The following is a 23,424-nucleotide window of genomic DNA, read 5'->3' as shown; positions in this document are numbered from 1 at the left end:
TAATGTACGCCTTTCCTTTTTTTGGCGGATAATCCTACTTATTCACAATCAATACCCACTTACGTTCGTTATAAACTGGAAACCCGTAACTTATAACAAACAGTTGTTATATTTACACCATGAAACCTATCTTCCTGACTATTACTGTTTTAGTCGGCTTGATCTGTCAAGCACAACCTATACCATCGAAATTGTTTGCCTGGAAAGACCTTGTAGTACAAAAGGACTCCAGCAGCTATGTCATGAAAATTGCCAATGGGCCAACTGCTACCTTAGCTAACCTTGAAATGCGGGTGGTGGAACTGGACCCGGGCAAACAACCGCACCCCCCGCTGGCGCACTTCGATTCTGAAGAACTCATCATTGTTAAAGAAGGCAATTTAAAGGTCATTACCAAAGGCACCGCTACTATCATCGGCCCCGGTGGCGTGGCCCTGATCATGCCGGGTGATGAACATACCTTTGAATCCACCAGCAAGGTGCTGACGGTGTATTATTCCCTCCGGTTCAAACCAACGACGTCTCTCAATATTGAACGTGGTAAACAGGCGGGCGGCACTTTTACCGGCGACTGGGAAAACTGGTCGGTACAGCAAAATGAAAAGGGCGAAAGAAGGGAAGTGTTTGAACGCTTCACGGCTGCCTTTCAAAAAATGGAACTGCATGTGACCACGCTGAATTCGGGACTGCTGAGCCATAGCCCGCACAAACACCCACAGGAAGAAATAATACTGGTGCGCAAAGGAACCGGCATCGTATTACTGGGCGATGCCACACAACCGGTAAATGAAGGCGACCTGATATTTTTTGCGTCTAATTCCCTGCACTCGTTAAAGAACAGCGGCAGTGAAGCGTTGGAGTATTTTGCGTTGCAATTTCAATAGGTTCGAAGTTCAAGGTTTAAAGTTTAAGGTTGCTTCGCGTGTCAGGAAGTCAGCCTATTATCGGACATCCGGAAGCAACAGACTTTCAACTTAAAACTTTCAACTTTATACTTTAAACAGCCCATGCAACCATTAACTGAAAACATGCATCTGGGCGCCCGCTACAACTGTACATTAAACAATTCTACCCATTTAGTAATATAAATATATTCCTGTTGTTTTTTAATGCTTAAATTGGCGTTGCGTTCCTTAATTTTAAGGCACAACCAATTTAATAATTGCCGAATATGAAAAATTCTCGTCGCGGGTTTATCAAACAAACCACCATGGCCGGAGCTGGATTATTAGTTGCCAAAGCCGGTTTTTCTGCACAAAGCTATAGAAGGATCATAGGTTCCAATGACAGGGTACGGGTAGGGGTAGTTGGTTTTTCAGACCGACACCGCAGTTCGCATATGCCTTGTTTTATGAACCACTACAAGGAACTGAATTTTGATGTAGTGGCTGTCTCTGATATCTGGAAAAAAAGACGGGAAGAAGGCGCTGCCCAATGGAAAGATAAAATGGGCCATGATATAGTAGCCTGTCGCAATAATGAAGAATTATACAGCAAGAAACTGGTAGATGCGGTATTCATCAGTACAGCCGATTTTCAACATGCCCTGCATGCCATAGAAGCGGTAAAAGCCGGTTGTGATGTGTACTGTGAAAAACCATTTGCGGAAACCATGGAGGATAACCGCGCCGCGTTAAAAGCCATTAAAGCAACCGACAGAATTGTACAGATCGGTTCACAACGCAGAAGCGGGTCTAACTACCATGCGGCTGATGAATTTATTAAATCGGGCAAGTTTGGTCCCATTACCATGGTAGAACTTACCTGGAATGTAAACCAGCCCGGCCGCTGGCGCCGTCCTGCATTATTAAAAGAATTAAAAGAAGAAGATACCGATTGGAAACGCTTCCTCTTGAACCGTCCGTTCGAAGCGTTCGATCCGCGCAAATACCTGGAGTATCGCCTGTTCTGGCCTTATTCATCAGGATTGCCCGGTCAGTGGATGAGCCACCAGATAGACACCGTGCATTGGTTCAGCGGTATTCCGCACCCACGCAGTGTAGTGGCCAATGGCGGCATTTACATGTGGAAGGATGGCAGAAAGAACTGGGATACCATTACCGCCGTAATGGATTATGGTCCGATAAATGATCCTTCAACCGGTTTCCAGGTAACGTTTGGCAGCCGCATGCACAATGGCGACGAAAAACCATCAGAGATCTATTTCTCCAATGGCGGTGAACTGAACCTGATCACCAATACCGTTTCGCCAAAAGGCGGTTTAACCAAGAAGTTTGCCGAGGATATGGGTCTGCAGGCAAACCTGTTGCCAGAACTCAGCTTGTCGAATACCGAAGCCGTAGTGGCCAGTGCCAATACCGGAGGTGATAAACTAACCAGCAACCACGTACGCAACTGGATGGAATGCATCCGCAGCCGTAAAACACCCAATGCGCCCGTTGAAGCAGGTTACAACCACTCCATAGCCACCATCATGACCAATGCAGCTGTGCATACCGGTGGAAAGGCTACGTTCGATGAAAAAACACAGGAAGTAATGGTGAACGGCAAGCCATTTAAATATTAAGGAATATAAAAAATAACGGATGAAACAACTTTTCCTTTGGGCGATCGGCTCCTGTATGTTTTCTGCATCCTTTGCCCAGAAAAATGAAATGGTAAAACTGGTAACTGAAAAAGACCAGACTACTATCAACGTGCTCATAGGTTCAAAACTATTTACCCGGTTTATGTATCCGGATACAATCGCCAAACCGGTATTGTATCCTATATTCTCAGCCAATGGGGCTATGGTAACCCGCGGGTATCCTATTTTTACCATGCCCGGTGATCCTACCGATCACCCGCATCACCTGGGTTTATGGTTCAATTTTGAAAATGTGAACGGGCTCGATTTCTGGAATAACTCTTTCGCTATTCCCAAGGAAAGAAAGGCTTTGTACGGAAGTATAAAAACCGATCGCATCATTAAAAAGGAAGATGGTACCAAAGGCGTGCTGGCCTATCATGCCAACTGGACCGATTCAAAGAACAACATCCTGCTGGAAGAAACCACGCAGTATGAATTCAGCGGTACCGGTAACCAGCGCATCATCGACCGCATCACCACCCTGAAAGCCGATATGGATGTATTGTTCACAGATGCCAAAGACGGTATGCTGGGCTTACGGGTGGCGCACGAATTACAGATCTCCAGTAAAAAAGACCAGGTGTTCACCGATAATAAAGGCATTGCTACGGTGGTAAAAGCCAATACCGATGCCATCGCTACCGGTAACTATATAACCAGTGCCGGTAAAGAAGGCGACAGCGCCTGGAGCACAAGAGGTGTATGGTGTAAGTTGTATGGCAAAATGAAGAACGATTCCATCAGCATTGCCATCATCGACCACCCAGGCAATATCAATTACCCCACTTTCTGGCATGCACGGGGGTATGGCTTGTTTGCCGCCAATCCACTTGGCGAAAAAGTATTTACCAATGGTAAATCGGCCAAAAACCTGCAATTGAAAAAAGGGGAAACCGTGCGTTTTGTATATCGCATTGTATTTGATGAAGGTGTCAATACCATTTCTGCAACCCAGTTAAACCAGCTGGCCGATGAATTTGGTAAAACGAAGTTTAAAGACATAGAGAAATAAGCAGGGGGAAACCTTGTTTAGACGATAAGCGTAAAACGGACAAGTCATTACATATGATTTGTCCGTTATTTTTTGGTGCATCCATATTCATAAACATTTATTATCAAACTGATTAGGAAAAACAAGCCGGGCTAAACCGTATTGAGCAACAGTAAAGTCCTTATCAGGCACAATTATTTCTGCCTACTTATTAAATAATATTGTAAATTTATTTTATCACCTTTTCAGGTGGAACTCCACACTGCACTAATCAGATTTGATCCTGTTTTATCCGGTATTCGTAATGAGAGCAAGATGATGTAACCTGTTCCTGAGTAAGCATTACCTGAGTGCTGGTACCTGATGAATTTAAAAATTACAGAAACTTATTACATATACACTGGCTTCACCGCACAGGCGGAGGTTGGGTAAAATGGTTGTGATATGCGTGTACATTCCAAAACTCAACGGGGAAATTTTCCTGCTGTTGATAGTGGGGCCAATCCTGTCTTTAATTCCATTTTTAATTCCATTGATGTAGGTATCCTGGTAGCTGACAATGAAGGTTTTCTGGTTGATATGAACGACAGCTTCTGCCGCCTTACCGGATACGATCGCCGCGAACTGCTCGGGCAATATTTTCTATCCCTGGTACCAGAGATCCAACGCGACTTTACCCTTTTTACCTTTAATGCCGCTATGGAGGCCCAGGTGCCCAGGCAAACAATTATTGAATTTCCCATACAACGAAAAGACGGTCACATCTTCCGCGTTAATTGCAAACTCAATGTATTGATGGAACCGGATGACACCCGGTATATGATGGTGAGTATTACTGATATTACCGAAACCACGAATTATAAACACCTGCTTGAAGAAACGGAGCTGGCAACGGGCATTGGCGGCTGGCAGCTCGATGTGCAAACAAACCGGTTATCCTGCACAGAAGGCCTGTATAAATTGCTGGATACACCAAAATACAATACCATCTCGTGGGAAGATATCCTTTTCTTCGTTGGCAATGAAGCTTATCTGCAATTCAAACACGCCGTGCACCTGGCTGTGGAAAAGGGTACGCCTTTTAATATAGAGCTGGATTGTACCAAGTGCCCATCGGCCAGGTGGATCAGGGCTATAGGCCGGCCCAAACAGGTCTTTAATAAAACCATTCAACTCTTTGGCACCTTTCAGGATATAACGCAGGATAAGCATGCTGAACAAATGCTGCAACTGGGGCAATTAAAATACCGCGCTATTTCCAACAGCAGTCTGTATGCTTTTATTTTGGGCAAACCCGATGGTTCCATATTGGAAACCAATGTAAAGGCCCGTGAATTGTTCGGGTATACCGAAGAAGAATTTAGAAAGCTCGGACGCCACGGTGTGGTAATGCATACGCCCGAATTGTACCAGATGATGCATGAACGGCTGACAAAGGGTTTTGTACAGGGGGAACTGATTGGCATCAGAAGAAATGGCGAACATTTTCCCTGTGAATTCTCCTCGGTTTATTTCAAAGACCTGAATGGGGAAGACAGGATGAGTACCATCCTGCGCGACATTTCCGCCAAAAAGAAGGTAGAGGAAGAATTGAGAAAGCTTTCTCATATAGCCCGTGAAACACTGAGCCCTATTATCATTTGCGACGTGGAGAGCAAAATAACATGGGTAAATGCCGCCTTTACCCGGGTAACGGAATACACCTTACAGGATGTTGCCGGCAAACGGCCGGAAGATTTTTTATATGGGGAAGAAACCGACCGGCTGGCTGTATTGGACATGATAGAAAATAAAAAAAACGGCCGCACTTTCGATACGGAAGTGCTGATTTATGCCAAATCGGGCCGCAAGGTGTGGATTGCTGTACAGCTGCAACCACAGTTTGATAAACTGGGCAAGCTGAATGGTTATTTTGCGATTGGCATCGACATCACCGAGCGCAGGCACTCAGAAGAAATAATCCGGCATAATCAGAAACTGTTGCAACAGGCAGAGCAAATTGCCGGGTTGGGCAGTTGGGAAACCAACCTTAAAACAGGTGTTTCCATTTGGTCCGATGAAATGTACCGCATCTTTGGCTGGGATACTAAAAACGAGGTGCCCACCTTGGGACCACAATTTTCTGTCATTCACGAAGATGATATGGAGTATGTTTTGAACAGTATTAAAGATACGATTGAAGGCAATGGTGATTTTGATATCGAGCATCGCATTGTTCGCCCCGATGGCCATATGCGTGTTGTACATGCGCAGGGACAGTTGATCATAAATACGTTGGGTGAACCGGAAAAACTGATTGGAGTGGTGCATGATGTTACCGTTGTAAAACATGCCGAAGAACAATTGCGCCTTCACCAGGCAAAGCTGGCAGAAGAAAGAGTGGAGCACCAGCGGCAGGTTGCCCGCGCTACTATCAATATACAGGAAAAAGAACGCTCTGAAATAGGGAAGGAGTTGCATGATAATGTAAACCAGATCCTGGCTTCAGCTAAATTGTTTCTGTCATCTCCTTTCCTGGAAGGGGATGAGCGGGAGAAGTTTACGCTTAAAGCGGCTGAACATATTCATATGGCCATAGAAGAGATCCGTAAGCTGTCGAAGTCACTGGTATCGCCCAGCGCAGCCGATCTGGGCATTATTGAAACCATCAATGATATGATTAACGATATCCGGTGGGTGCAGAAAATGGATATTAATTTTAATCATACCGATATCGATGAATCAACACTCGATTATGGCTTGAAACTCACCATCTATCGTATTATACAGGAACAAATGAACAACATCCTGAAACATGCCGATGCCTCCCAGATATCGATCGTCTTGCAAGAGCATGCAAAGAAACTCATCCTAACCATCTTCGATAATGGCCGGGGCTTCGATACGCAGGTGAGACGCCGCGGCATTGGTCTCAACAACATCGTCAACCGCGCCGATGTATTTAATGGTAAGGTTGATATCGAGTCAGCACCGGGGCAAGGTTGTATGGTTAGGGTCGTGTTTGATATGTAGCTCCAGAGTTTAAAGTTGAAAGTTGAAAGTTTAAAGTTGAAAGTTGAAAGTTGAATGCTTAAAGTTGAATGTTGAAAGTTGAATGTTAATGCAGCTCAAAGTCCCGGCAAATTGGCCCGAGTGGTAGGACGCCATCTTTAGCCATGATTACCCGACTTAAAACTTTAAACCTTAAACTTTGAACTAAAACTATCCCCGTAATCTCGCCTCCTCCAGATCCAGTTCATATTCCCGTTCCCGGATCAACTCCTCACTATAGGAATTATGATGCCGGAAGTGATTCAGTTCGCGGCGGCGTACTTCAACCAGCTCCAACAACATTTGCCGGTAATGGGGTAAAAAATTTTGTTCTTCCGGTGTAGATTCCCGGGCATCCAGCTTTCGTTGCGTTATTTCAATCATACGGGCATAACGGTCGCGTACACGTTTGTACGTTTCGTTCGATTCTATTTCATTCGTGTACCTGTTATCAATGTGCGCCAGTACGGCATTGGCCAGCCGCAGCCGCATTTCGAGCGCCTCCAGGTTGTTTGACTCAGTTTCATCGCCTTTTATCTTCAATATTTTGATGAGGCGTTTCAGGCTAAGCCCCTGTAATACCAGCGTAAACAGGATCACCACAAATGTGATAAATAATATAAGGTTGCGGTGAGGGAAAGACTTTTCGTTGGCGAGCGTGAGGGGTACGGCCAGCGCCGAAGCCAGCGATACCACGCCGCGCATGCCGCTCCAGCCGGTTAAAAATACCATTTGCCAGGTGGGCCGGATCTCTTTTTCCCGAATGCTTTTAAACAGCATTCGGGGTACATAAGCGCCGGGGAAGATCCAGGCAATGCGAATAATAATGGTTGCCAGGCTGATGATGATGGCATATGAAATAGCCTGACCAACAGAGTAGGTTTCCATACCCTTAATGATCTCTGGCAATTGCAATCCTATCAAAATAAAGACGATGCCGTTCAGTAAAAATACGAGTGTGTCCCACAACCCCAATACCTGAATGCGGGCTTCATAACTGAAAATATCCGGCGAACGGTAAGTGAGGAACAAGCCGCCGGCTACTACCGCCAGCACCCCCGATACATGAAAATGTTCCGCCGTGATATACATAAGATATGGCGTTATAAGCGTAAATGCCGCATCGATAGCCGGGGTGGTAGGAAAGTAGCGGTGCATGGCGTAGGCAATGTGCCCAATGGCCAACCCAATGAGAATGCCCGCGATGGCCACCACGAAAAATGTTTGAGTGGCCTCCCACATATTAAACTGACCGGTAATTACAGCAGCCAATGCGAAACGGAACACGATCAAACTCGCCGCATCATTTACCAGGCTTTCGCCCTCCAAAACGGTAGTGATCCGTTTGGGTACTTTCAAACCCGCCAAAACAGAAGTAGCAGCAACGGCATCAGGGGGTGAAATAATGCCGCCTAGCAAAAAACCGCATGCCAGTGAAAAATCGGGGATCAGCATATTCGAGATCCAGGCCACAGCGGCGGAGGTAAAAATAACCAATCCAAACCCCAGCAGGCTGATAGGTCTTTTGAATTTCCAGAAATCGTTCCAGCTGGTATTCCAGGCAGCAGCATATAACAACGGCGGCAGAAAAATAAGGAAGACCAGGTCCGGGTCCAGCGTGATATGGGGAATGCCCGGGATCAGACTAATGAGCAGGCCGCTTATTACCAGGAAGATGGGGTAGGCTACCTTCAGTTTGCTACTCAGCATGGTAAGGATACTAATAACAAACAAAAGGCATAAAACGAGTAAAAGGCTATCCTGCATCATAGTTCACAAATCTACAGTGGTATGGGCAAATTGCCATAAAACAGGGTGGGGAATGACGGCCCGGGAATTGTATAGTAACAAAAAGGAAATGTTACCCAGTCTCTAAATGAATGTTATGGAACCTGTCCGCAAAACTCCCTTTGTAATTATTGCAGCCCAGGTAGTGGTAGGGCTTTTTGTATTCTTTTATATCTTATACATTGGGCGCGATATCATTCTGCCCGTTGTGTATGCCGCCGTATTTGCCGTTTTATTAAATCCGCTGGTGAACAGGCTTACCCATCACCGGGTAAACCGGGTACTGGCCATATTCATTGCAGTTATAGTGCTGCTGCTGCTCATTGGCGGACTGATTTATTTTGTTGTCAATCAGTCCATGCGTTTTGGCGATACCCTGGTAGCTTTGCAACAAAAAATCAATATACTATTGAAGGATGTAAGCGCCTGGGCCTCCCGCACATTTGATATAAGCAAGGGTAAAGTAGATAGCTGGATCGTGGATACCGAGAACAAACAATTAAATGAATCGGCCGCTTTGCTGGGACAAACACTTGTTACGGTCACTAACATCCTGAAGCTGTTTTTGCTGATCCCCGTATATGTGTTTATGTTCCTTTTTTATAAACCGCTGCTGCTCGATTTTATATCCCGCCTGTTCCGCCGCGAAAGCCACGAAACCGTAAGCGAAGTATTGTTCGAAACCAAAACCCTGATCCAGAGTTACCTGGTAGGGCTTTTGCTCGAAGCGGCTATTGTGGCCACCTTAAATACAGCCGGTTTGTTACTGCTGGGCATTGATTATGCGATATTGCTTGCCATCATCGGTGCGCTGTTAAATATCATTCCATTTATAGGGGGTATTATTGCCGTGGCGCTGCCCGTGCTGATTGCGTATACCAGCAAGTCGCCGGTCTATGTGGTATGGGTGCTTATTTTGTATGCAGTAGTACAGTTTGTCGACAACCATTACATAGTTCCTCGGATCGTTGCCTCCAAGGTACGCATCAATGCCCTGATGTCGATCATTGTGGTATTTATAGGCGGGGCCATCTGGGGTGTGGGTGGCATGTTTTTGTCGATCCCGCTTACGGCTATAATAAAAGTGATCTTTGATCGCATTACGCCGCTGAAACCCTGGGGATTTTTATTGGGGGATACCATGCCGCCGATTGGGAAAACGATCTTTAAAGCGCCGCCGAGGGTGGATAAGAAGTAAGAAGTAAGAAGTAAGAAGTAAGAAGTAAGAAGTAAGAAGTAAGATGTTCGCGAATTTCCTACTTCCTATTTCCTACCTCGTTTGGGATATCTTTATTCGTCCAGTATCGACAGCGTTAACCTAACTACATCACGCAGCATGTCTGCATCGGGCTTGTTGGTACCGGTTACCCGCAGGCCCATTAAGGAATTGTAAAGAAGTCTTGCCATGGCTTTGGGGGTGAACCTTTTTGAGATCTCTCCATTTGCCTGTCCTTCCCTGATCAGGGAAGTCAGCAGTTGTTCCATTTCATCCATGTTTGCATGGAAGATGTTGATTACTTCATTGTCAACCGAACTCAGTTCCAGGCTTACATTGATCAGCAGACATCCCTTTCCTTCTTTGTCGGCCAGGATATCTTTCACAAAATAATCGAAGATGGCACGGATCTTTTTCTTCGGACACGTTGTTTTGGCAGTTTGTTTCTCCATGGAAGTTTGCTGCTCGTGGCGGTACTGGTTAAGGCTTTTCAGGAATAGCCCATGTTTGTCGCCGAAGGTATCATAGATACTCGACCGGCTTAAACCGGTTGCCTGAACCAGGTCATCCATGGAAGTGCCGTTGTATCCCTTCTGGCTGAAAATCTTCCGGGCTTTTATCAGCACTTCCGTTTCGTCGAATTGTTTTGTCTTTGGCATTAAGCTTACTTGGAATCTTTGTTCCAAATTTACCACTTTTTTACAACGTGATGAACCCACCATCAGCGATGATTTCGGTGCCTATTACAAAGCTGGAATCATCTGATGCAAAGAAGGTGGCAATGCGGGCAATTTCTGCGGCCTCACCAAAACGGCCGATAGGCACCTTGGTTGTTAATACTTCTTTAAAGCCATTGATCTGTTCTGTAGTTAAACCATCCTTTTTCAGGAATTCAGAAGTAACCGGGCCAGGACTGATGGCATTTACGCGGATTCTGCGAGGTAATAATTCAGCTGATATGGTGCGGGCCATGGTAAGCAACGCTCCTTTGGTAGCGGAGTAAACGCTGGAAGTGGCCATGCCCATGTGAGCATTAATAGAAGTATTCAGAATAATAGAACCGCCATCATTGATCAGCGGCAATAATGCCTGAATAGTAAAGTAAGCGCCTTTTACATTGATATTGAATTGCTCATCATAATGTTCTTCAGTTACCGATTCAATAGGTGCAAACTTGCCAATACCGGCATTGATAAATACTACATCGAGGCGCGGAGTGATCTGTTGAACCTGTTTGGCAAGGCCACGGATATCGCCCAGGTTACTGGTGTCGGAAAGAATGGTATGCACCTTTCCCTGTAACGCCTGTTTGGCTTCATCCAGTGAGGCCTGGCTACGGCCGGTAATAATTACGGTAGCGCCCTGTTCAAGAAATTCTTTTGCTGTTGCAAAGCCTATCCCGCTGTTTCCGCCGGTAATAAGGGCGGTTTTATTTTGTAAACGACTCATAAAACTTGTTTGATTGTTGATTGATTAAATTATATTGGAACGATCATTCCGGTACAAAGGTAATGGTATTGGAATGAATGTTCCAAATAAAATCAGGCAAGATTTGCTATTCGTTAACAAGTGAGTTAACGATTCGAGAAAGGAAGTCAGGTGAAGTAACGTGGGAGTTGGGTAGCGGTGAAAAAATTGACAGTGAACTTATTGACAGGGGGGAGTTAACCAGTTGACCAGTTGATCAGTTAGCGAGAAATACAGGTTTTAAGTAGAAAGTTTAAAGATCTGGGTGCGCGCCTTCAACTTTAAACTTTCAACTTTCAACTTTCAACTTTCAACCTTGAACTTTAAACTATTCAGCAAACTCCCACGCACTCTGATAGGCATTCCTATCCTGCGCCCACGCAATGAAATTGGAATAGAAATCGAATTGCGAAAGGGTGGCGCTGTCACCAATCACTACCAGTTTTTTACGGGCGCGTGTCATGGCCACGTTCATGCGGCGGATATCACTTAGGAAACCGATGCGGTTATCGGGGTTGCTGCGCGTCATGCTGATGTAAACAATGTCGCGTTCCTGTCCCTGAAAGCTGTCGATGGTATTGATAGCGATCTTATTTGTATAAGGTTGTAAAGCAGGTGAGCTTAAGAACTGTTCCTTCAGTGTATCTATCTGCTGCTTATATGGAGAAATGATGGCGATGCTGGGGAAGTTCTCGGGTTTATAATGACTGTCTAGCGACGAAACCAGTTGGGTAAGGTGCCTGAATAAAAAGGCGGCTTCCTCCGGGTTGTAGGTGCTGGTTTGTTCGGTCTTTTCATCGAAGCCGCAACCGGCGGTATCAACAAATACCAGCGGGTTGTCGTTGTTGAACAACACATGGCGGGCTACGGAGGCATGCGCTTTTAACCGGTCTGAATAAAACGTGGAAGAAGAATAACCCATGATCATTTCATGCATACGGTATTGTTCTTCCAGCAGTACTACCGATTCGGGGTGTAAAGCCACGCATTTTTCCAGCAGGGTAGTGGCCAGTCCGTTTTGGGCTGCTTCTGCGCTTTTTACGGTGGGTGGTAACTGGCAATGGTCACCGGCCAGCACTACTTTTTGTGCTTTGAGTATTGGGATCCAGCAGGCGGGTTCCAGTGCCTGACCAGCCTCGTCAATTACAATAGTATTAAACTTCAGGTTGCGTACGGTATAATGGTTGGCGCCTACCAGGGTAGCGGTGATCACCTGTGCTTTGGCCACCAGGTCTTTGATGATATATTGTTCAGAATTATCAACCTCTTTCATGATGTTGCGTGCTTCGGCAAACAAGGCTTTACGCTGGTCGCGTTCGGCCTTGCCGAAATGGCGTTTATACTTGTGCGCCATATCCATGAATTGCGACGCCTGTTTTTTAAGGCGTTTTATTTCTTTCATGTGGCTGTGTTCTGTCATCTTGTAGTCGAGGGTAAGTGATAACAGGCGTTCTGATACACGCGCCGGGTTTCCCACCCGTAATACATTCAACCCTTCATCGCTTAGTTTTTCGCTCAGCAGGTCAACAGCGGTATTGCTGGGAGCCACCACCAGTATTTGCTGGTTGTCTTTTTTGATCATGGCTTTTATTGCCTGTACCAGGGTGGTGGTTTTGCCGGTTCCCGGCGGACCATGTACAATGGCGAGGTCATTGGCCTGCAATATTTTATTTACCGCAGCTTGTTGAGATGGGTTCAGGCCCTCCCCCCTGCCCCCTCCAATAGAGGGGGAGAAAACAGTTGTGTCGAAGTCAGGCGTTTTAGCGCCGGTAAGTATTTGTATCAACCGGCCTTCCGCTGGTTTTTCAGCCAGGGAGGAAGCCAGTTTAACGGCATTCTGCATTTCATCGTAGCTGTTTTCATCAAACAGGAGATCTATACCCAGTTTACCATCGCTGGCCCAGTCGGGCAGTTCATCGGTGCGGAGGGTGATCTTCAGGCGATTGCCATTCACAAAGGAGATGGTGCCTTCTACTTTATTATTTTCAGCATCGTGGTTCGAGAACAGCACAGCTGGCATCCCAAAACGTAACTGGTGTATCACCTCGTGATGGGTAGTGCGTTCCACTTCAACGGTCAAGTAATCGCCGCGGCTCATTTCCTGGTCGCGGATGGCGATGGGGTACCAGGTCAATCCATTGGCCCTGCGTTGATTTACGGATGAAGTTTGTTTGAGTTTTAAATACAATTGCCGGTCTTCTTCACGCTCGGTCTTCAGTAAATCCAACAGCCTTTTGAAATAATCCATCGCGCAAAGGTAACAAATGGCCCGTACACGGGGAAGGGTACAGGGTGCTGCTAAAACGAGCAAAACACCTTAAATGATTGATTTATGATAACTTAACAGGAAATCAGTTGGTGTGTAAACATTTAATATTTAACTTTATTTTCCATTTGCATTACCTCTCTCACCATCAGAAGTCACTGTTGATCCTCCTCATTTCAGTATCGCATTAAATTATTCTTTGAAGTTTGAAAAAATGGTAGACGTATCAACCGAGATTATTATCAATCTCCCTAAAGAAAAAGTAGCTGAATTTGCTTCTGACCCTGGCAATGCACCCAGTTGGTGCACCCATATAAAATCAGTGGAATGGAACAATGATGCGCCCTTACGGGCAGGTGCCAGACTGGTTGTTAATGAACAGATCCTGCGACGCAGCCTGCAACAGGTGTATGAAGTGGTGGAGATCATTCCCGGTCAAAAAATGATCATGAAAACCAGTGGCAATGGCATGGGTATGGAAACCACGGTGGCCTGGCAGGCGCTCAATGAAAATGCCACGTGTATGACCCTGCGCAACCGGGGCGTTCCCGTTGCATTTAAACCCATAGCGCCTTTTTGGAAACTGGCCATTCGAAGTGCCAGCCGAAGAAATTTAAAACAGCTTAAAAAGATGCTGGAACTGAGCTGCCGCCGGTTGGTAGTGTTGTAAAATAGTTATTTTTTTCACATGCTGGCGTTTGCGAAAGGAAGGTATTATTTTAGTAAGACCAAACTTTGATCTATGAAAAACAATACCGGCCAAAAGTTCATGCAGTATGTGTACAGCAACTATACGGGCAATTTTATTGGCTTTGCCATTGGGATGGCCTCTACCCGTTTGGTGGCACATTTCTTTACTACGCGCAGTATAAAAAACCTGTGGGGGCTTACCGCTAAAAAAACGGTGGTAGATAAACAAACCTTTAGCTTTATGGAATGGGCCATCTCCATTATCATTGGCTTCCTGGTGTTTGAGATCATCTCCAAATGGGTTAAAAAGAAATTGAACCCTTACCTGTTAAAGTATAAGGGCTACCTGCCTGGCGATTGGGTTGATGAAGAAGCAGCGCCTGTTGTGCCTGCGGTTCAACCAGTACCCGTAACGGTTCAACCGGTACAGGAAAAAACCGGAAATGCTGCCAGCGAAAACGCCGGTTAAGTATTAGAAGAACATGATTAAAAATAGAACCCTCCCGAAGAGTCGGGAGGGTTATTTGTTTGGCTTATCTAAGACGCATATAAATGAATCAAAGCCTTGTACCCGTTCTCCTGATTTGATAAATTTTATGGCTATATCATTGATTCGGGGAGTAATGCCGGTGCCAGCTTCGGCAATTCTGCTATTGCCGTGAAGGTGCTGGCATCGGTAAATAATCTTGCGCAAAACACGTATTTCCACAACACGATTACTAAAAACAAGTGTAGACAAAGTATGGACAGCTTTGTAATTATTTGATTTCCAATGATGATATTGTAGGAACTTCTTCCTTACTTCTGCCTCAATGCAGTCCCTTTGCTGCCTCGTGGCTGGAGAAGCAACAGACGAGGCACAGAGATACCATAAAGGAAACATAGAGGATTTGCGTCGCTATAAGGTCGCTATAACGTCGCTGTAAGTAAGCCGTAAAAGGCGAAGAAAAAAGGAGTTTGAAGATTGTACCTCCAGTGGAGAAAGAACGAAAGTACGTGATTATAGTATACTACAAATATCCCATTCCTGAAAAACAATTATAGGGTGTGAGCCTGTTATTCCGCAATGATGGTTTTCACGCCTTTTTCTTCCAGTTGCCGGATGGCTTCCATAGGAGCACCTGCATCGGTAATAATATAATCTACCTGGTCGAGCCCACAGATGCGGCCAATGCCACGGCGGCCAAACTTGGTGCTGTCGGCCATCACCACTACCTGCTGCGCTACCTGGATCATCTTTTTATCGAGACTGGCTTCTGCCAGGTTGGTAATGCTTAAACCGAATTCCGGTTCAATACCATCCACTCCCATAAACAATAAACCACAGGAAATGTCTTCGAGCAAACGTTCGCCAAAGGCACCGGCAGCAGAGGCCGAGCTGTGGTGGATCAATCCGCCTATTTGCAGAATATCTACATTGGGGCGGTTACACAATTCTATCGCTACCCGCAGGGCAGGAGTGATCACCGTAATGTGTTTGGGCGGAAAAAGTGCCTGCGCCAGTTCAAATACCGTGGTGCCTGAACCTATGATAATGCTGTCGTTCTGACCAAGCAGGGTAAGCGCCGCTTTTGCGATCCTCTTCTTTTGTTCTGCATTGATAAACTCCTTCTCATTAATGGTGCGTTCTGCCGCATAAGGGTTGTTGATGGAACCGCCACCCTTCGTCCTGAATAACAGGTTCTTTTCTTCAAGCAGTTTCAGGTCTTTGCGAATGGTAACACCCGAAACCTGCAGTTCTTCACTGAGTTCCTGAATATCTACCCGTCCCTTTTCCTGCAATTTCTGAATAATGAGCTGGTGTCTATCGGTAATAGTCATCTTAAGTGGGATTTGAAATCTCAGCAGCAAGTTATTTAGAATTCTGTAAAAAGGTTATATATCCTTTAATTTTTTAAATAATGATAATATTAGTGCACCCGATTGCGCGCTTATTTGTGTTTAAATAATGGTTTAATAATGTTTAATTGTATTTATTTTTGTTTATTTTGGTGTCGAAATCGCCTGGCTTGGGTACTGTACCCTGCCGCTATTTGGCCATTTTCGGCATACTCTGGTACTTTTTTGCCATAAAGGTTGTCAATTGTTAATAATTCCGGGCTGATGCTTTAGAAATTGAAACAGAATTTAAACAAAGGCAGAAGGCAGAGAGGTTGACCAGTTAACAGATTAACGAGCAGGCTACCAAAATAACAAAACGATTACTAATGATTGCTGCCAACAACAAACTTGCCGATAAAACCGGCATTCCCCTGTCCCTGCTATGGGGCTATGTAGGTATACTCATTTTCATGATGGGCGATGGGATGGAAACCGGCTGGTTAAGTCCATACCTGAAAGCACAGGGTATGACCCTTGAACAAAACGCCACCCTGTTCACCGCCTATGGCATCACTGTAGCCGTTTCGGCCTGGTTTTCCGGGGTGCTGGCAGAAGGGTTTGGTCCAAAGAAAACCATGCTGGCCGGTTTGTTATTATACCTGGCCGGTACCACCGGTTTTGTGGGGTACGGACTGGCACAGCTGAACTTTCCCGTTATGATCATCACCTATGCATTGCGTGGGTTTGGCTACCCCTTATTTGCGTATTCCTTTATGGTGTGGATCGCCTATCAAAGCCCGAAAGAAAAGCTGGGCCGGGCCGTAGGCTGGTTCTGGTTTGTGTTTACGGGCGGGTTGAATGTGCTGGGTGCTTTTTACAGCAGCTGGGCCATAAAAAGCCTGGGTTACATCAATACCCTATGGAGCTCTGTTTTCTGGGTGTTGATCGGCGCCTGCTGCGCTTTGCTGTTGAATAAAGCAACTTTTAAAACCGGTTCAAACGGAAACGAAGCAGGCAGCAAAGCCCGTGAGCTGTTGAAAGGCCTCACCATCGTACAGGAAGAACCGAAAGTGTTGATCGGCGGTATAGTACGCATCATCAACACCACGGCGCAATTTGCGTTCCCGGTCTTTTTACCTATGTATATGGAAAGGCACGGGTTCAATACAACGACCTGGTTACAGATCTGGGGTTCCATCTTTACAAGCAACATCATCTTCAACCTGATCTTTGGTTTTGTGGGTGATCGCCTTGGCTGGCGCAATACCATTATGTGGTTTGGCGGTATTGGTTGTGCTATTACCACGCTGGCCCTGTATTATGTGCCACAGGCCGCACCGGGAAATTTCACGGTTGTACTGGCTGCCGGTATTTTATGGGGCGCCTGTCTGGCTGGTTATGTGCCACTATCGGCATTGGTTCCTTCACTGGTGAAAAAAGACAAAGGCGCTGCCATCGCCATCCTGAACCTGGGCGCAGGCCTGCCGGTTTTTGTGGGACCTGCACTGGTAGGCTTGTCCTTTAGCGCTGTGGGGGAAGAAGGCATCATCTGGATACTGGCTGTTTTATATTTTATAAGTGCCTTGCTAACAAAATTTATTACGCTGCCCGATAATGCTAAAACATTGCACCATGTTAAACGGGACAGCGCAACATTGGAAACTACTATCTGACATACCGAATAAAATCAAAGCGTTTAATTATGAAGATACTTGTGACGGCGCCGTACAATGATAACGGGTTAATAACATTGCAGGAACAGTTGGGCGAGGTAATTTACAGACCCTGGAAACCCAATGGCCGGGCGTATTATGCCGATGAATTAACGGCATTGTTAACCGCATCAGCGGCCGATGCATTGATAACCGAACACGACCACGTGACAGCCGACGTAATAAATGCCCATCCTCAATTACAATTTATAGGTGTATGCCGGGGAACGCCCTCTAATGTAGCTCTTGAAACCGCTACCCGGCATGGCATCCCTGTTTTTTATACCCCCGCACGGAATGCACAGGCCGTGGCCGAAATGTTCATAGCCAATGTGATCACCTTTATGCGCAATACCCTGGCTGGTGTGGAATGGTTAAAAGGACGCAACTGGGCTGCCGGTGCGCACACTTCTTATTTGCAGTTCAAAGGCACCGAGCTGGCTGGTAAAACAGTGGGGCTGGTTGGCTTTGGCGCCATTGGGCAGTTGATCGCTTCCATGCTGCAATGTTATCCCTGTCCGGTTCAGTTTTATGATCCCTATGTAACTGCTTATGATAATGCTTATCGCTCCGTTTCACTGGAAGAAGTATTTGCTACCAGTGATATTGTTTCCATTCACCTGCCGGTTACCGAGCAAACCAAAGGACTGATCGATTATTCGCTGTTATCGAAAATGAAACCGAACGCCATCTTTGTAAATACCGCCCGTGCCGTAGTGGTACAACGCAACGACCTGTTACGGGTACTGGAAGAAGGTACTATCCGCGGTGCCATTCTCGATGTATTCGATCATGAACCACCCGATGAAATCGATTATAAAATAATCGATCATCCCAATGTGCTGCCTACACCGCACATTGCGGGCGCCACCTTTGAAGTGGAAGATCACCATGTAACTATTTTAAATAAAACCCTGGTTGACTGGTACGTTGACAAAAAAAGAACCGGCGCCAGACTGGCCAATAAAGAATTACTCACTGTTCAGATATAAGTTTACCATGACTGCAAAAGAAGCATACATAATTTTCGATATCGGCACCGGCAATGTACGTGTGGCTGCAACCAGCAGCAATGGAACGGTATTGGCCGTGGCCCGGGAAGATCTTCCCTACATCCGTGATGATAAATATCCCGATGCCCTGTATTTCGATGCCAATGCCTTATGGAAACAGGTAGCTGGCCTGGCAAAACAGGTCATCGGTCAATTGCCCGGCGTTACCATTAAGGCGTTAACGGCTACCAGTCAGCGCGAGGGCATTGTTTTATTGGGCAAAAACGGCGAGTCGCTGATCGGCTTGCCCAATATCGATCACCGCGGCCGTGAGTGGGAAGACCTGATCCCCGATAAAACGATCGTCTACAAACTGACCGGCCGGTATCCGACCTCCTTGTTTTCCGCTTTCAAATTAATAGGTATAAAAAAGCGGTGGAAAGAGATCTGGCAGCACACCGTAAATTTTGTAAGCATCAGTGACTGGGTGGAATACCAGTTAAGTGGCATTATAAAATACGAACACGCACAGGCATCGGAAACCCTGTTGTACGATGTGCAATTCAGGGAATGGAGTGAAGACCTCTGCGACCTGTTTGCGTTGGACAGTTCCCTGCTGTCGCCATTACATCAGTCGGGCGACGTGTTGGGCCGGGTGTTGCCAGCTGTTGCTGCTGATTTTGGCATCAGCCAGGAAGCCGTAGTGGTAGTAGGCGGTGGCGATACGCAGCTCGCTATTAAAAGCACGCAGCCTGCAGTAGAAGACATTGTGATCGTGTCGGGCACTACCACGCCCATTGTAAAACTGGTGAATACCTATCTGCTCGATGCGAACCAACGTACCTGGACGAGCAGGGATATTGAACCAGATCGACTGGTGTTTGAAGCCAATGCGGGTGTAACGGGTTTGAATTTTCAACGGTTGAAGGAGATCTTTTATCCCAATGAAAGTTATACGGTCATAGAGCAGGAACTGGCTGCTACCAAAGATGCATTTTGTATGGCCTCGCTGGGTTCGCTGGTGGCAGATGAAAAAACACCACTGACAAAAGGCGGCTTTGTTTTTCCCACCCCGGTATCGCATCAGTTAACGCGTGGGCATTTTGTATGGGCTACCATATTGGATATTGCCTGTTCTATTGCGGAGAATTATAAAATATTGTGTGAAGTGGCCGGTCACCAGCCCGATTATGTATGGGCTTGCGGCGGCGGCTTACAAAGTGTGGCCCTGCGCAGTTTGCTGGCTGGTTTGTTGAACAAGAAAGTACAGGTACGGCGGGGTTTTGAACAATCTTCGGTTATTGGCGGCGCGCTCATTTGTAATGAAGCGTTGAATGCGAAGGTTTCGTTTGATGATACCATTGAAGTGGTGCATCCCCAACAACAGGAGTATTATGCCAGGTTGTATAAAGAGTGGAAGAAGACGAGGATAAATTTTAGAAGCATGCAATAAGGCAGACCTGTAAGGTCCATCATCGGGGCTTGAACTGTCAGCATGGTGAATTGGACCTGACAGGTCGTGTCCCCGCAGAGACTCGAATTGTAGACCCATTTATTAAGAGGCAATTACTCTGGCGATGGGCGCAAGCTTAAAATAAAAAGACCTGTCAGGTGCAATTGGGCTCTCCTTAGGTTTGGCTTTAAATGATGCACCTTACAGGTCTTCAATAATCAGAACCAACATGAATAAACCATATTTCATAGGTATAGATGTAGGAACTCAGGGCGCAAGAGCAGTTTTAATAGATGCAACCGGAGCCGTGCTGGGAAGTGGCGAACAGGCATTTCCTTTAAGCAATCAGTCGCGCGAAGAACAATCGCCGGAGTTATGGTGGAACGACTGTATGTTGTGTTTGCAACAGGTAATAGGGGAGGTAAAGGCAACGATAAATCTAAATGATGTGCTGGCCATATCTGTTACTTCTACCTCAGGTACCATAATTCCGCTCGATAAAAATAACAATCCGCTGTACAATGCCATTATGTACAGCGATCCGCGTTCGGTAGAAGAAGCCGGCTTTTGTAAAAAAGTGGCATTGGCGGCCAACAGCAATGGGTATACTGCATTTAATGCCAGCAGCGGGCTGCCCAAAATGATGTGGTTCATTAACCGCTATCCCGATAAAGTGGAACAGCTGGGCAAATTCATTCATGCGGCTGATTTCATCATTGGGAAATTATGCGGCCGGTATGAGGTTACTGATTATACCAATGGCCTGAAATCGGGTTATGATGTACGCAAAAAAGAATGGCCTGCTTACATCTGGGAAAAATTACCCATTCAACAAAACTGGTTGCCGGTAGTACAACCTTCCGGCACAACCGTAGCGACGTTACTGCCGGAACTGGCAGCAGCATTGGGATTGCCCAAAAGTATGCTGGTAGTAGCTGGTATGACCGATGGTTGTGCGGCGCAGATCGCCTCAGGCGCGGTACAGGTGGGCGATTGGAACACGACCATTGGTACCACGCTGGTGGTAAAAGGAGTGACTACGCAGGAGATCAACGATCCGCAGGGGCGTTTGTATTGTCACCGCCATCCCGAAGGATATTGGATGCCCGGTGGCGCCAGTAATACCGGTGCCGATTGGGTGACACGCGATTTTGGCAATGACCTGGGTGAATTAACAAAACAAGCCGCTCTGTTGGTTCCCACCAAACACCTGGCGTGGCCGTTGAAACAACAAGGGGAACGTTTTCCTTTTATAGCGCCGCAGGCAACCGGTTTTCACCCGGTGGGTTTAACGCCTGCCGAATTGTTTGCAGCCTGTATGGAAGGCGTTGCCTATATTGAAAAGTATGCGTATGAAGTGATTGAACAATTATCGGGCGAAAGGGTGTCGGCGGTATTCACCGCAGGGGGCGGCAGCAACAGTGAATTGTGGTTGCAGATCAGGAGCAATGTATTGCAATTACCGGTATTTAAAATGAAACACGTTACGGGTGCCGTAGGGGCTGCTATTATTGCTGCGTCACAAACGCATTTTACGTCACTCACCGAAGCGGCCAACACATTAACACAGATTGAAAAAGAAGTGCATCCGCAACCGGGAGCGAGTGCTGTTTATCAACAGAACTACCACCAATTTATCGATATCCTGGCCGGCAAAGGCTATATCAGCAAAACAGTATATGCTTAATATTTATTTGATCAGGCATGGAGAAACCGCCTGGAATGCCGATAACAACCGTTATTGCGGAAGGACAGATCTTCCACTTACCGAAAAAGGACTGAAACAGGCCGAAACCCTGCGTCAGCAGTTACAATCCATTACCTGGGATGGCGTTTTTTCCTCCCCGTTACAACGCGCTTATACTACTGCGCAAATAACGACGGGCACATCCGTGATAAAAGATGACCGGTTGATAGAAGCCGATTTTGGCGGGTGGGAGAAAAAAACAAAAGAGGAATTTATAGCGGAGAATGCCGAACTGTGGTACAACTGGATGAACGATCCTGCCAGCAACCGGGCCGGTGGTACGGGTGAAACCGCTACGGAGATCGTGCAGCGGATGGATGCCTTCTTTCAGTCGTTACAACAACAGCATACTGCGGGTAACTTCCTGGTGGCTGCCCACAATGGCGTGAACCGGTTGTTCCTGGCGCATAAACTGGGAATGCCTTTGCGCAATTATCGCATGTTCTTTATGGAAAATTCCGCCGCCAGTATGTTCACGCTGGAACCGGATGGCGGTTTCATGCTGCGGTACCTCAATTCAAAATTCTGATTGCTAGCAAAAAATATATACATTATGAATCTTCGTAGAGCCGGTATACAAGTCGCAATAGCGGCCAGTTGTTTTATGGCTGTTCAGGCAGTGGGACAGTCAAAAAAAATAAACGTGCTTAACATCAGTACGCCTCAGCAATTACAACAATACTTTAAATATACCGGTCACGATGTGCCGCTGATCAGCGGGCACCGTGGTGGTCCTGATACTGGCGCACCGGAGAACAGCCTGGAAGCCTTTGAACATTCCCTGCAGTTTACACCGGCCATATTTGAAATAGATCCCCGCTTTACAAAAGACAGTGTGATTGTGCTGCTGCACGATGATACGCTCGACAGAACCACCACCGGTAAGGGAAAACTAAACAGCTATACCTGGGCGGAAGTGAAAAAGCTGCAACTGAAAGATGTAAATGGCAACGTAACGCCCTACCGGGTGCCTACGCTCGAAGAAGCCATTGTCTGGGCAAAGGGAAGAACGGTGTTGAGCCTCGATAAAAAAGATGTGCCTATGGAAACAACGGCGAAACTGATCAAAAAGCATCATGCCGAGACCTGGGTAATGGTTACCGTGCACAATGCCAAACAGGCGAGGTTTTATTATGACGATAATAAAAACATCATGTTCGAAGCGTTTGTAAAAACAAAACAGGCCCTGGAAGAATATGAACAGGCCGGCATTCCCTGGCAGCAGATCATGGCCTATATTGGGCCCGAAGATAAACCGGAGAATAAAGAACTGATAGACCTGTTGCATCAGCGCGGGGTGATGTGTATGATCTCCAGCGCCCCTACCTACGATAAATTGCCAACTAAAGAAGAACGCGCCAAAGCCTATGCGCAGATCATCAAAAGCGGCGTTGATGTAATTGAAGCAGACAGAGCTATAGAAGCAGCCGAAGCTGTTAAGTCATTAGCTCCGGCATTCAGTGAAAAGAAGAAGTTTTTCGGGAAGAAGTAAGTTCTTGGTTTTAAGTTGAAAGTTTAAAGTTTAAAGTTTAAAGTTGAAAGTAGCTGGTGGTGTTTAGTGTTTAATACGTTTTAAAAGAGAAAGTTATTTGGTTATTAGGTTATTGTGTTATTGGGTTGTTAGGTGGTAACCTAATAACATACGAACCCAATATCTTATG

At 46.2% G+C, this 23,424-nt stretch carries 18 protein-coding genes; 13 read left to right on the top strand and 5 right to left on the bottom strand.

The window, feature by feature from the left end; all coding sequences use genetic code 11:
• The first annotated feature begins 119 nt into the window (after nucleotides 1-119).
• The 4 genes from BMX95_RS12635 to BMX95_RS12620 all read left to right on the top strand — a co-directional run bounded on the left by BMX95_RS12635 (nucleotide 120) and on the right by BMX95_RS12620 (nucleotide 6,593).
• A complete protein-coding gene (locus BMX95_RS12635) occupies nucleotides 120-884 on the top strand; it encodes a cupin domain-containing protein (RefSeq protein WP_081204849.1) in 765 nt (254 codons plus the stop codon).
• Between the two features lie 287 nt (nucleotides 885-1,171).
• Nucleotides 1,172-2,527, top strand: coding sequence for a Gfo/Idh/MocA family protein (locus tag BMX95_RS12630; RefSeq protein WP_081204850.1), 1,356 nt, complete (start codon nucleotides 1,172-1,174; stop codon nucleotides 2,525-2,527).
• Between the two features lie 19 nt (nucleotides 2,528-2,546).
• Complete coding sequence (locus BMX95_RS12625; protein WP_081204851.1) at nucleotides 2,547-3,602, top strand: DUF6807 domain-containing protein; 1,056 nt, start codon at nucleotides 2,547-2,549, stop codon at nucleotides 3,600-3,602.
• A 423-nt stretch (nucleotides 3,603-4,025) separates the two neighbouring features.
• A complete protein-coding gene (locus BMX95_RS12620; protein WP_081204852.1) occupies nucleotides 4,026-6,593 on the top strand; it encodes a sensor histidine kinase in 2,568 nt (855 codons plus the stop codon).
• 189 nt (nucleotides 6,594-6,782) lie between these two features.
• On the opposite strand, the gene BMX95_RS12615 is transcribed toward BMX95_RS12620, so the two are convergent.
• On the bottom strand, nucleotides 6,783-8,378 hold the full coding sequence (locus BMX95_RS12615; RefSeq protein WP_280517376.1) for a Na+/H+ antiporter: 1,596 nt from the start codon (nucleotides 8,376-8,378) through the stop codon (nucleotides 6,783-6,785).
• 118 nt (nucleotides 8,379-8,496) lie between these two features.
• Here BMX95_RS12615 and BMX95_RS12610 point away from each other — a divergent pair, with 118 nt between their 5' ends.
• Entirely contained in the window at nucleotides 8,497-9,597 is a 1,101-nt protein-coding gene (locus BMX95_RS12610) for an AI-2E family transporter (RefSeq protein ID WP_081204937.1), read from the top strand.
• A gap of 92 nt (nucleotides 9,598-9,689) precedes the next feature.
• Here the strand turns inward: BMX95_RS12610 and BMX95_RS12605 are convergent, their stop codons facing one another.
• The 3 genes from BMX95_RS12605 to BMX95_RS12595 form a co-directional block, all read right to left on the bottom strand.
• Nucleotides 9,690-10,274 carry a TetR/AcrR family transcriptional regulator gene (locus tag BMX95_RS12605; RefSeq protein WP_165759130.1) on the bottom strand — a complete coding sequence of 195 codons (585 nt, stop codon included), beginning with the start codon at nucleotides 10,272-10,274 and terminating at the stop codon, nucleotides 9,690-9,692.
• Nucleotides 10,275-10,314: 40 nt separating this feature from the next.
• A complete protein-coding gene (locus BMX95_RS12600; RefSeq protein ID WP_081204855.1) occupies nucleotides 10,315-11,064 on the bottom strand; it encodes an SDR family oxidoreductase in 750 nt (249 codons plus the stop codon).
• 346 nt (nucleotides 11,065-11,410) lie between these two features.
• Nucleotides 11,411-13,330 (bottom strand): AAA domain-containing protein, encoded by a 1,920-nt coding sequence (locus tag BMX95_RS12595; protein ID WP_081204856.1) that lies wholly within the window; start codon nucleotides 13,328-13,330, stop codon nucleotides 11,411-11,413.
• 217 nt (nucleotides 13,331-13,547) lie between these two features.
• Here BMX95_RS12595 and BMX95_RS12590 point away from each other — a divergent pair, with 217 nt between their 5' ends.
• Nucleotides 13,548-14,018, top strand: a complete 471-nt coding sequence (locus tag BMX95_RS12590; RefSeq protein ID WP_133054101.1) for an SRPBCC family protein — start codon at nucleotides 13,548-13,550, stop codon at nucleotides 14,016-14,018.
• A gap of 72 nt (nucleotides 14,019-14,090) precedes the next feature.
• Nucleotides 14,091-14,507 (top strand): hypothetical protein, encoded by a 417-nt coding sequence (locus BMX95_RS12585; RefSeq protein ID WP_081204858.1) that lies wholly within the window; start codon nucleotides 14,091-14,093, stop codon nucleotides 14,505-14,507.
• Nucleotides 14,508-15,094: 587 nt separating this feature from the next.
• Here the strand turns inward: BMX95_RS12585 and BMX95_RS12580 are convergent.
• Nucleotides 15,095-15,859, bottom strand: coding sequence for a DeoR/GlpR family DNA-binding transcription regulator (locus BMX95_RS12580; RefSeq protein WP_081204859.1), 765 nt, complete (start codon nucleotides 15,857-15,859; stop codon nucleotides 15,095-15,097).
• A gap of 386 nt (nucleotides 15,860-16,245) precedes the next feature.
• Here BMX95_RS12580 and BMX95_RS12575 point away from each other — a divergent pair, with 386 nt between their 5' ends.
• The 6 genes from BMX95_RS12575 to BMX95_RS12550 all read left to right on the top strand — a co-directional run bounded on the left by BMX95_RS12575 (nucleotide 16,246) and on the right by BMX95_RS12550 (nucleotide 23,255).
• On the top strand, nucleotides 16,246-17,532 hold the full coding sequence (locus tag BMX95_RS12575) for an MFS transporter (RefSeq protein ID WP_081204860.1): 1,287 nt from the start codon (nucleotides 16,246-16,248) through the stop codon (nucleotides 17,530-17,532).
• A 29-nt stretch (nucleotides 17,533-17,561) separates the two neighbouring features.
• Nucleotides 17,562-18,563, top strand: coding sequence for a 2-hydroxyacid dehydrogenase (locus BMX95_RS12570; RefSeq protein WP_081204861.1), 1,002 nt, complete (start codon nucleotides 17,562-17,564; stop codon nucleotides 18,561-18,563).
• Between the two features lie 7 nt (nucleotides 18,564-18,570).
• The gene (locus BMX95_RS12565; protein WP_081204862.1) at nucleotides 18,571-20,016 is read left to right on the top strand and encodes an FGGY-family carbohydrate kinase; all 1,446 of its coding nucleotides are present in this window, start codon (nucleotides 18,571-18,573) and stop codon (nucleotides 20,014-20,016) included.
• Nucleotides 20,017-20,245: 229 nt separating this feature from the next.
• Complete coding sequence (locus BMX95_RS12560) at nucleotides 20,246-21,703, top strand: FGGY-family carbohydrate kinase (protein WP_081204863.1); 1,458 nt, start codon at nucleotides 20,246-20,248, stop codon at nucleotides 21,701-21,703.
• A complete protein-coding gene (locus tag BMX95_RS12555) occupies nucleotides 21,696-22,292 on the top strand; it encodes a histidine phosphatase family protein (RefSeq protein WP_081204864.1) in 597 nt (198 codons plus the stop codon). Before BMX95_RS12560 ends, BMX95_RS12555 begins: the two co-directional genes overlap by 8 nt.
• Nucleotides 22,293-22,316: 24 nt before the next feature.
• Entirely contained in the window at nucleotides 22,317-23,255 is a 939-nt protein-coding gene (locus BMX95_RS12550; protein WP_081204865.1) for a glycerophosphodiester phosphodiesterase family protein, read from the top strand.
• Nucleotides 23,256-23,424 lie beyond the last annotated feature (169 nt).

The sequence above is a fragment of the Niastella yeongjuensis genome (genome assembly GCF_900110245.1).
GTDB classification, from domain to species: Bacteria; Bacteroidota; Bacteroidia; order Chitinophagales; family Chitinophagaceae; genus Niastella; species Niastella yeongjuensis.
The sequence above is the reverse complement of the archived record's forward strand: the minus strand, read 5'-3'. Positions and strand labels throughout refer to the sequence as shown.

Bases quoted from the DNA above. Each gene is read 5' to 3' on its own strand.
- BMX95_RS12605 (WP_165759130.1), bottom strand. From the start codon at position 10,274: ATGCCAAAGACAAAACAATTCGACGAAACGGAAGTGCTGATAAAAGCC.
- BMX95_RS12610 (WP_081204937.1), top strand. From the start codon at position 8,497: ATGGAACCTGTCCGCAAAACTCCCTTTGTAATTATTGCAGCCCAGGTA.
- BMX95_RS12570 (WP_081204861.1), top strand. From the start codon at position 17,562: ATGAAGATACTTGTGACGGCGCCGTACAATGATAACGGGTTAATAACA.
- BMX95_RS12550 (WP_081204865.1), top strand. From the start codon at position 22,317: ATGAATCTTCGTAGAGCCGGTATACAAGTCGCAATAGCGGCCAGTTGT.
- BMX95_RS12565 (WP_081204862.1), top strand. From the start codon at position 18,571: ATGACTGCAAAAGAAGCATACATAATTTTCGATATCGGCACCGGCAAT.
- BMX95_RS12585 (WP_081204858.1), top strand. From the start codon at position 14,091: ATGAAAAACAATACCGGCCAAAAGTTCATGCAGTATGTGTACAGCAAC.
- BMX95_RS12580 (WP_081204859.1), bottom strand. From the start codon at position 15,859: ATGACTATTACCGATAGACACCAGCTCATTATTCAGAAATTGCAGGAA.
- BMX95_RS12635 (WP_081204849.1), top strand. From the start codon at position 120: ATGAAACCTATCTTCCTGACTATTACTGTTTTAGTCGGCTTGATCTGT.
- BMX95_RS12555 (WP_081204864.1), top strand. From the start codon at position 21,696: ATGCTTAATATTTATTTGATCAGGCATGGAGAAACCGCCTGGAATGCC.
- BMX95_RS12600 (WP_081204855.1), bottom strand. From the start codon at position 11,064: ATGAGTCGTTTACAAAATAAAACCGCCCTTATTACCGGCGGAAACAGC.
- BMX95_RS12575 (WP_081204860.1), top strand. From the start codon at position 16,246: ATGATTGCTGCCAACAACAAACTTGCCGATAAAACCGGCATTCCCCTG.
- BMX95_RS12560 (WP_081204863.1), top strand. From the start codon at position 20,246: ATGAATAAACCATATTTCATAGGTATAGATGTAGGAACTCAGGGCGCA.
- BMX95_RS12620 (WP_081204852.1), top strand. From the start codon at position 4,026: ATGCGTGTACATTCCAAAACTCAACGGGGAAATTTTCCTGCTGTTGAT.
- BMX95_RS12625 (WP_081204851.1), top strand. From the start codon at position 2,547: ATGAAACAACTTTTCCTTTGGGCGATCGGCTCCTGTATGTTTTCTGCA.
- BMX95_RS12615 (WP_280517376.1), bottom strand. From the start codon at position 8,378: ATGCAGGATAGCCTTTTACTCGTTTTATGCCTTTTGTTTGTTATTAGT.
- BMX95_RS12595 (WP_081204856.1), bottom strand. From the start codon at position 13,330: ATGGATTATTTCAAAAGGCTGTTGGATTTACTGAAGACCGAGCGTGAA.
- BMX95_RS12630 (WP_081204850.1), top strand. From the start codon at position 1,172: ATGAAAAATTCTCGTCGCGGGTTTATCAAACAAACCACCATGGCCGGA.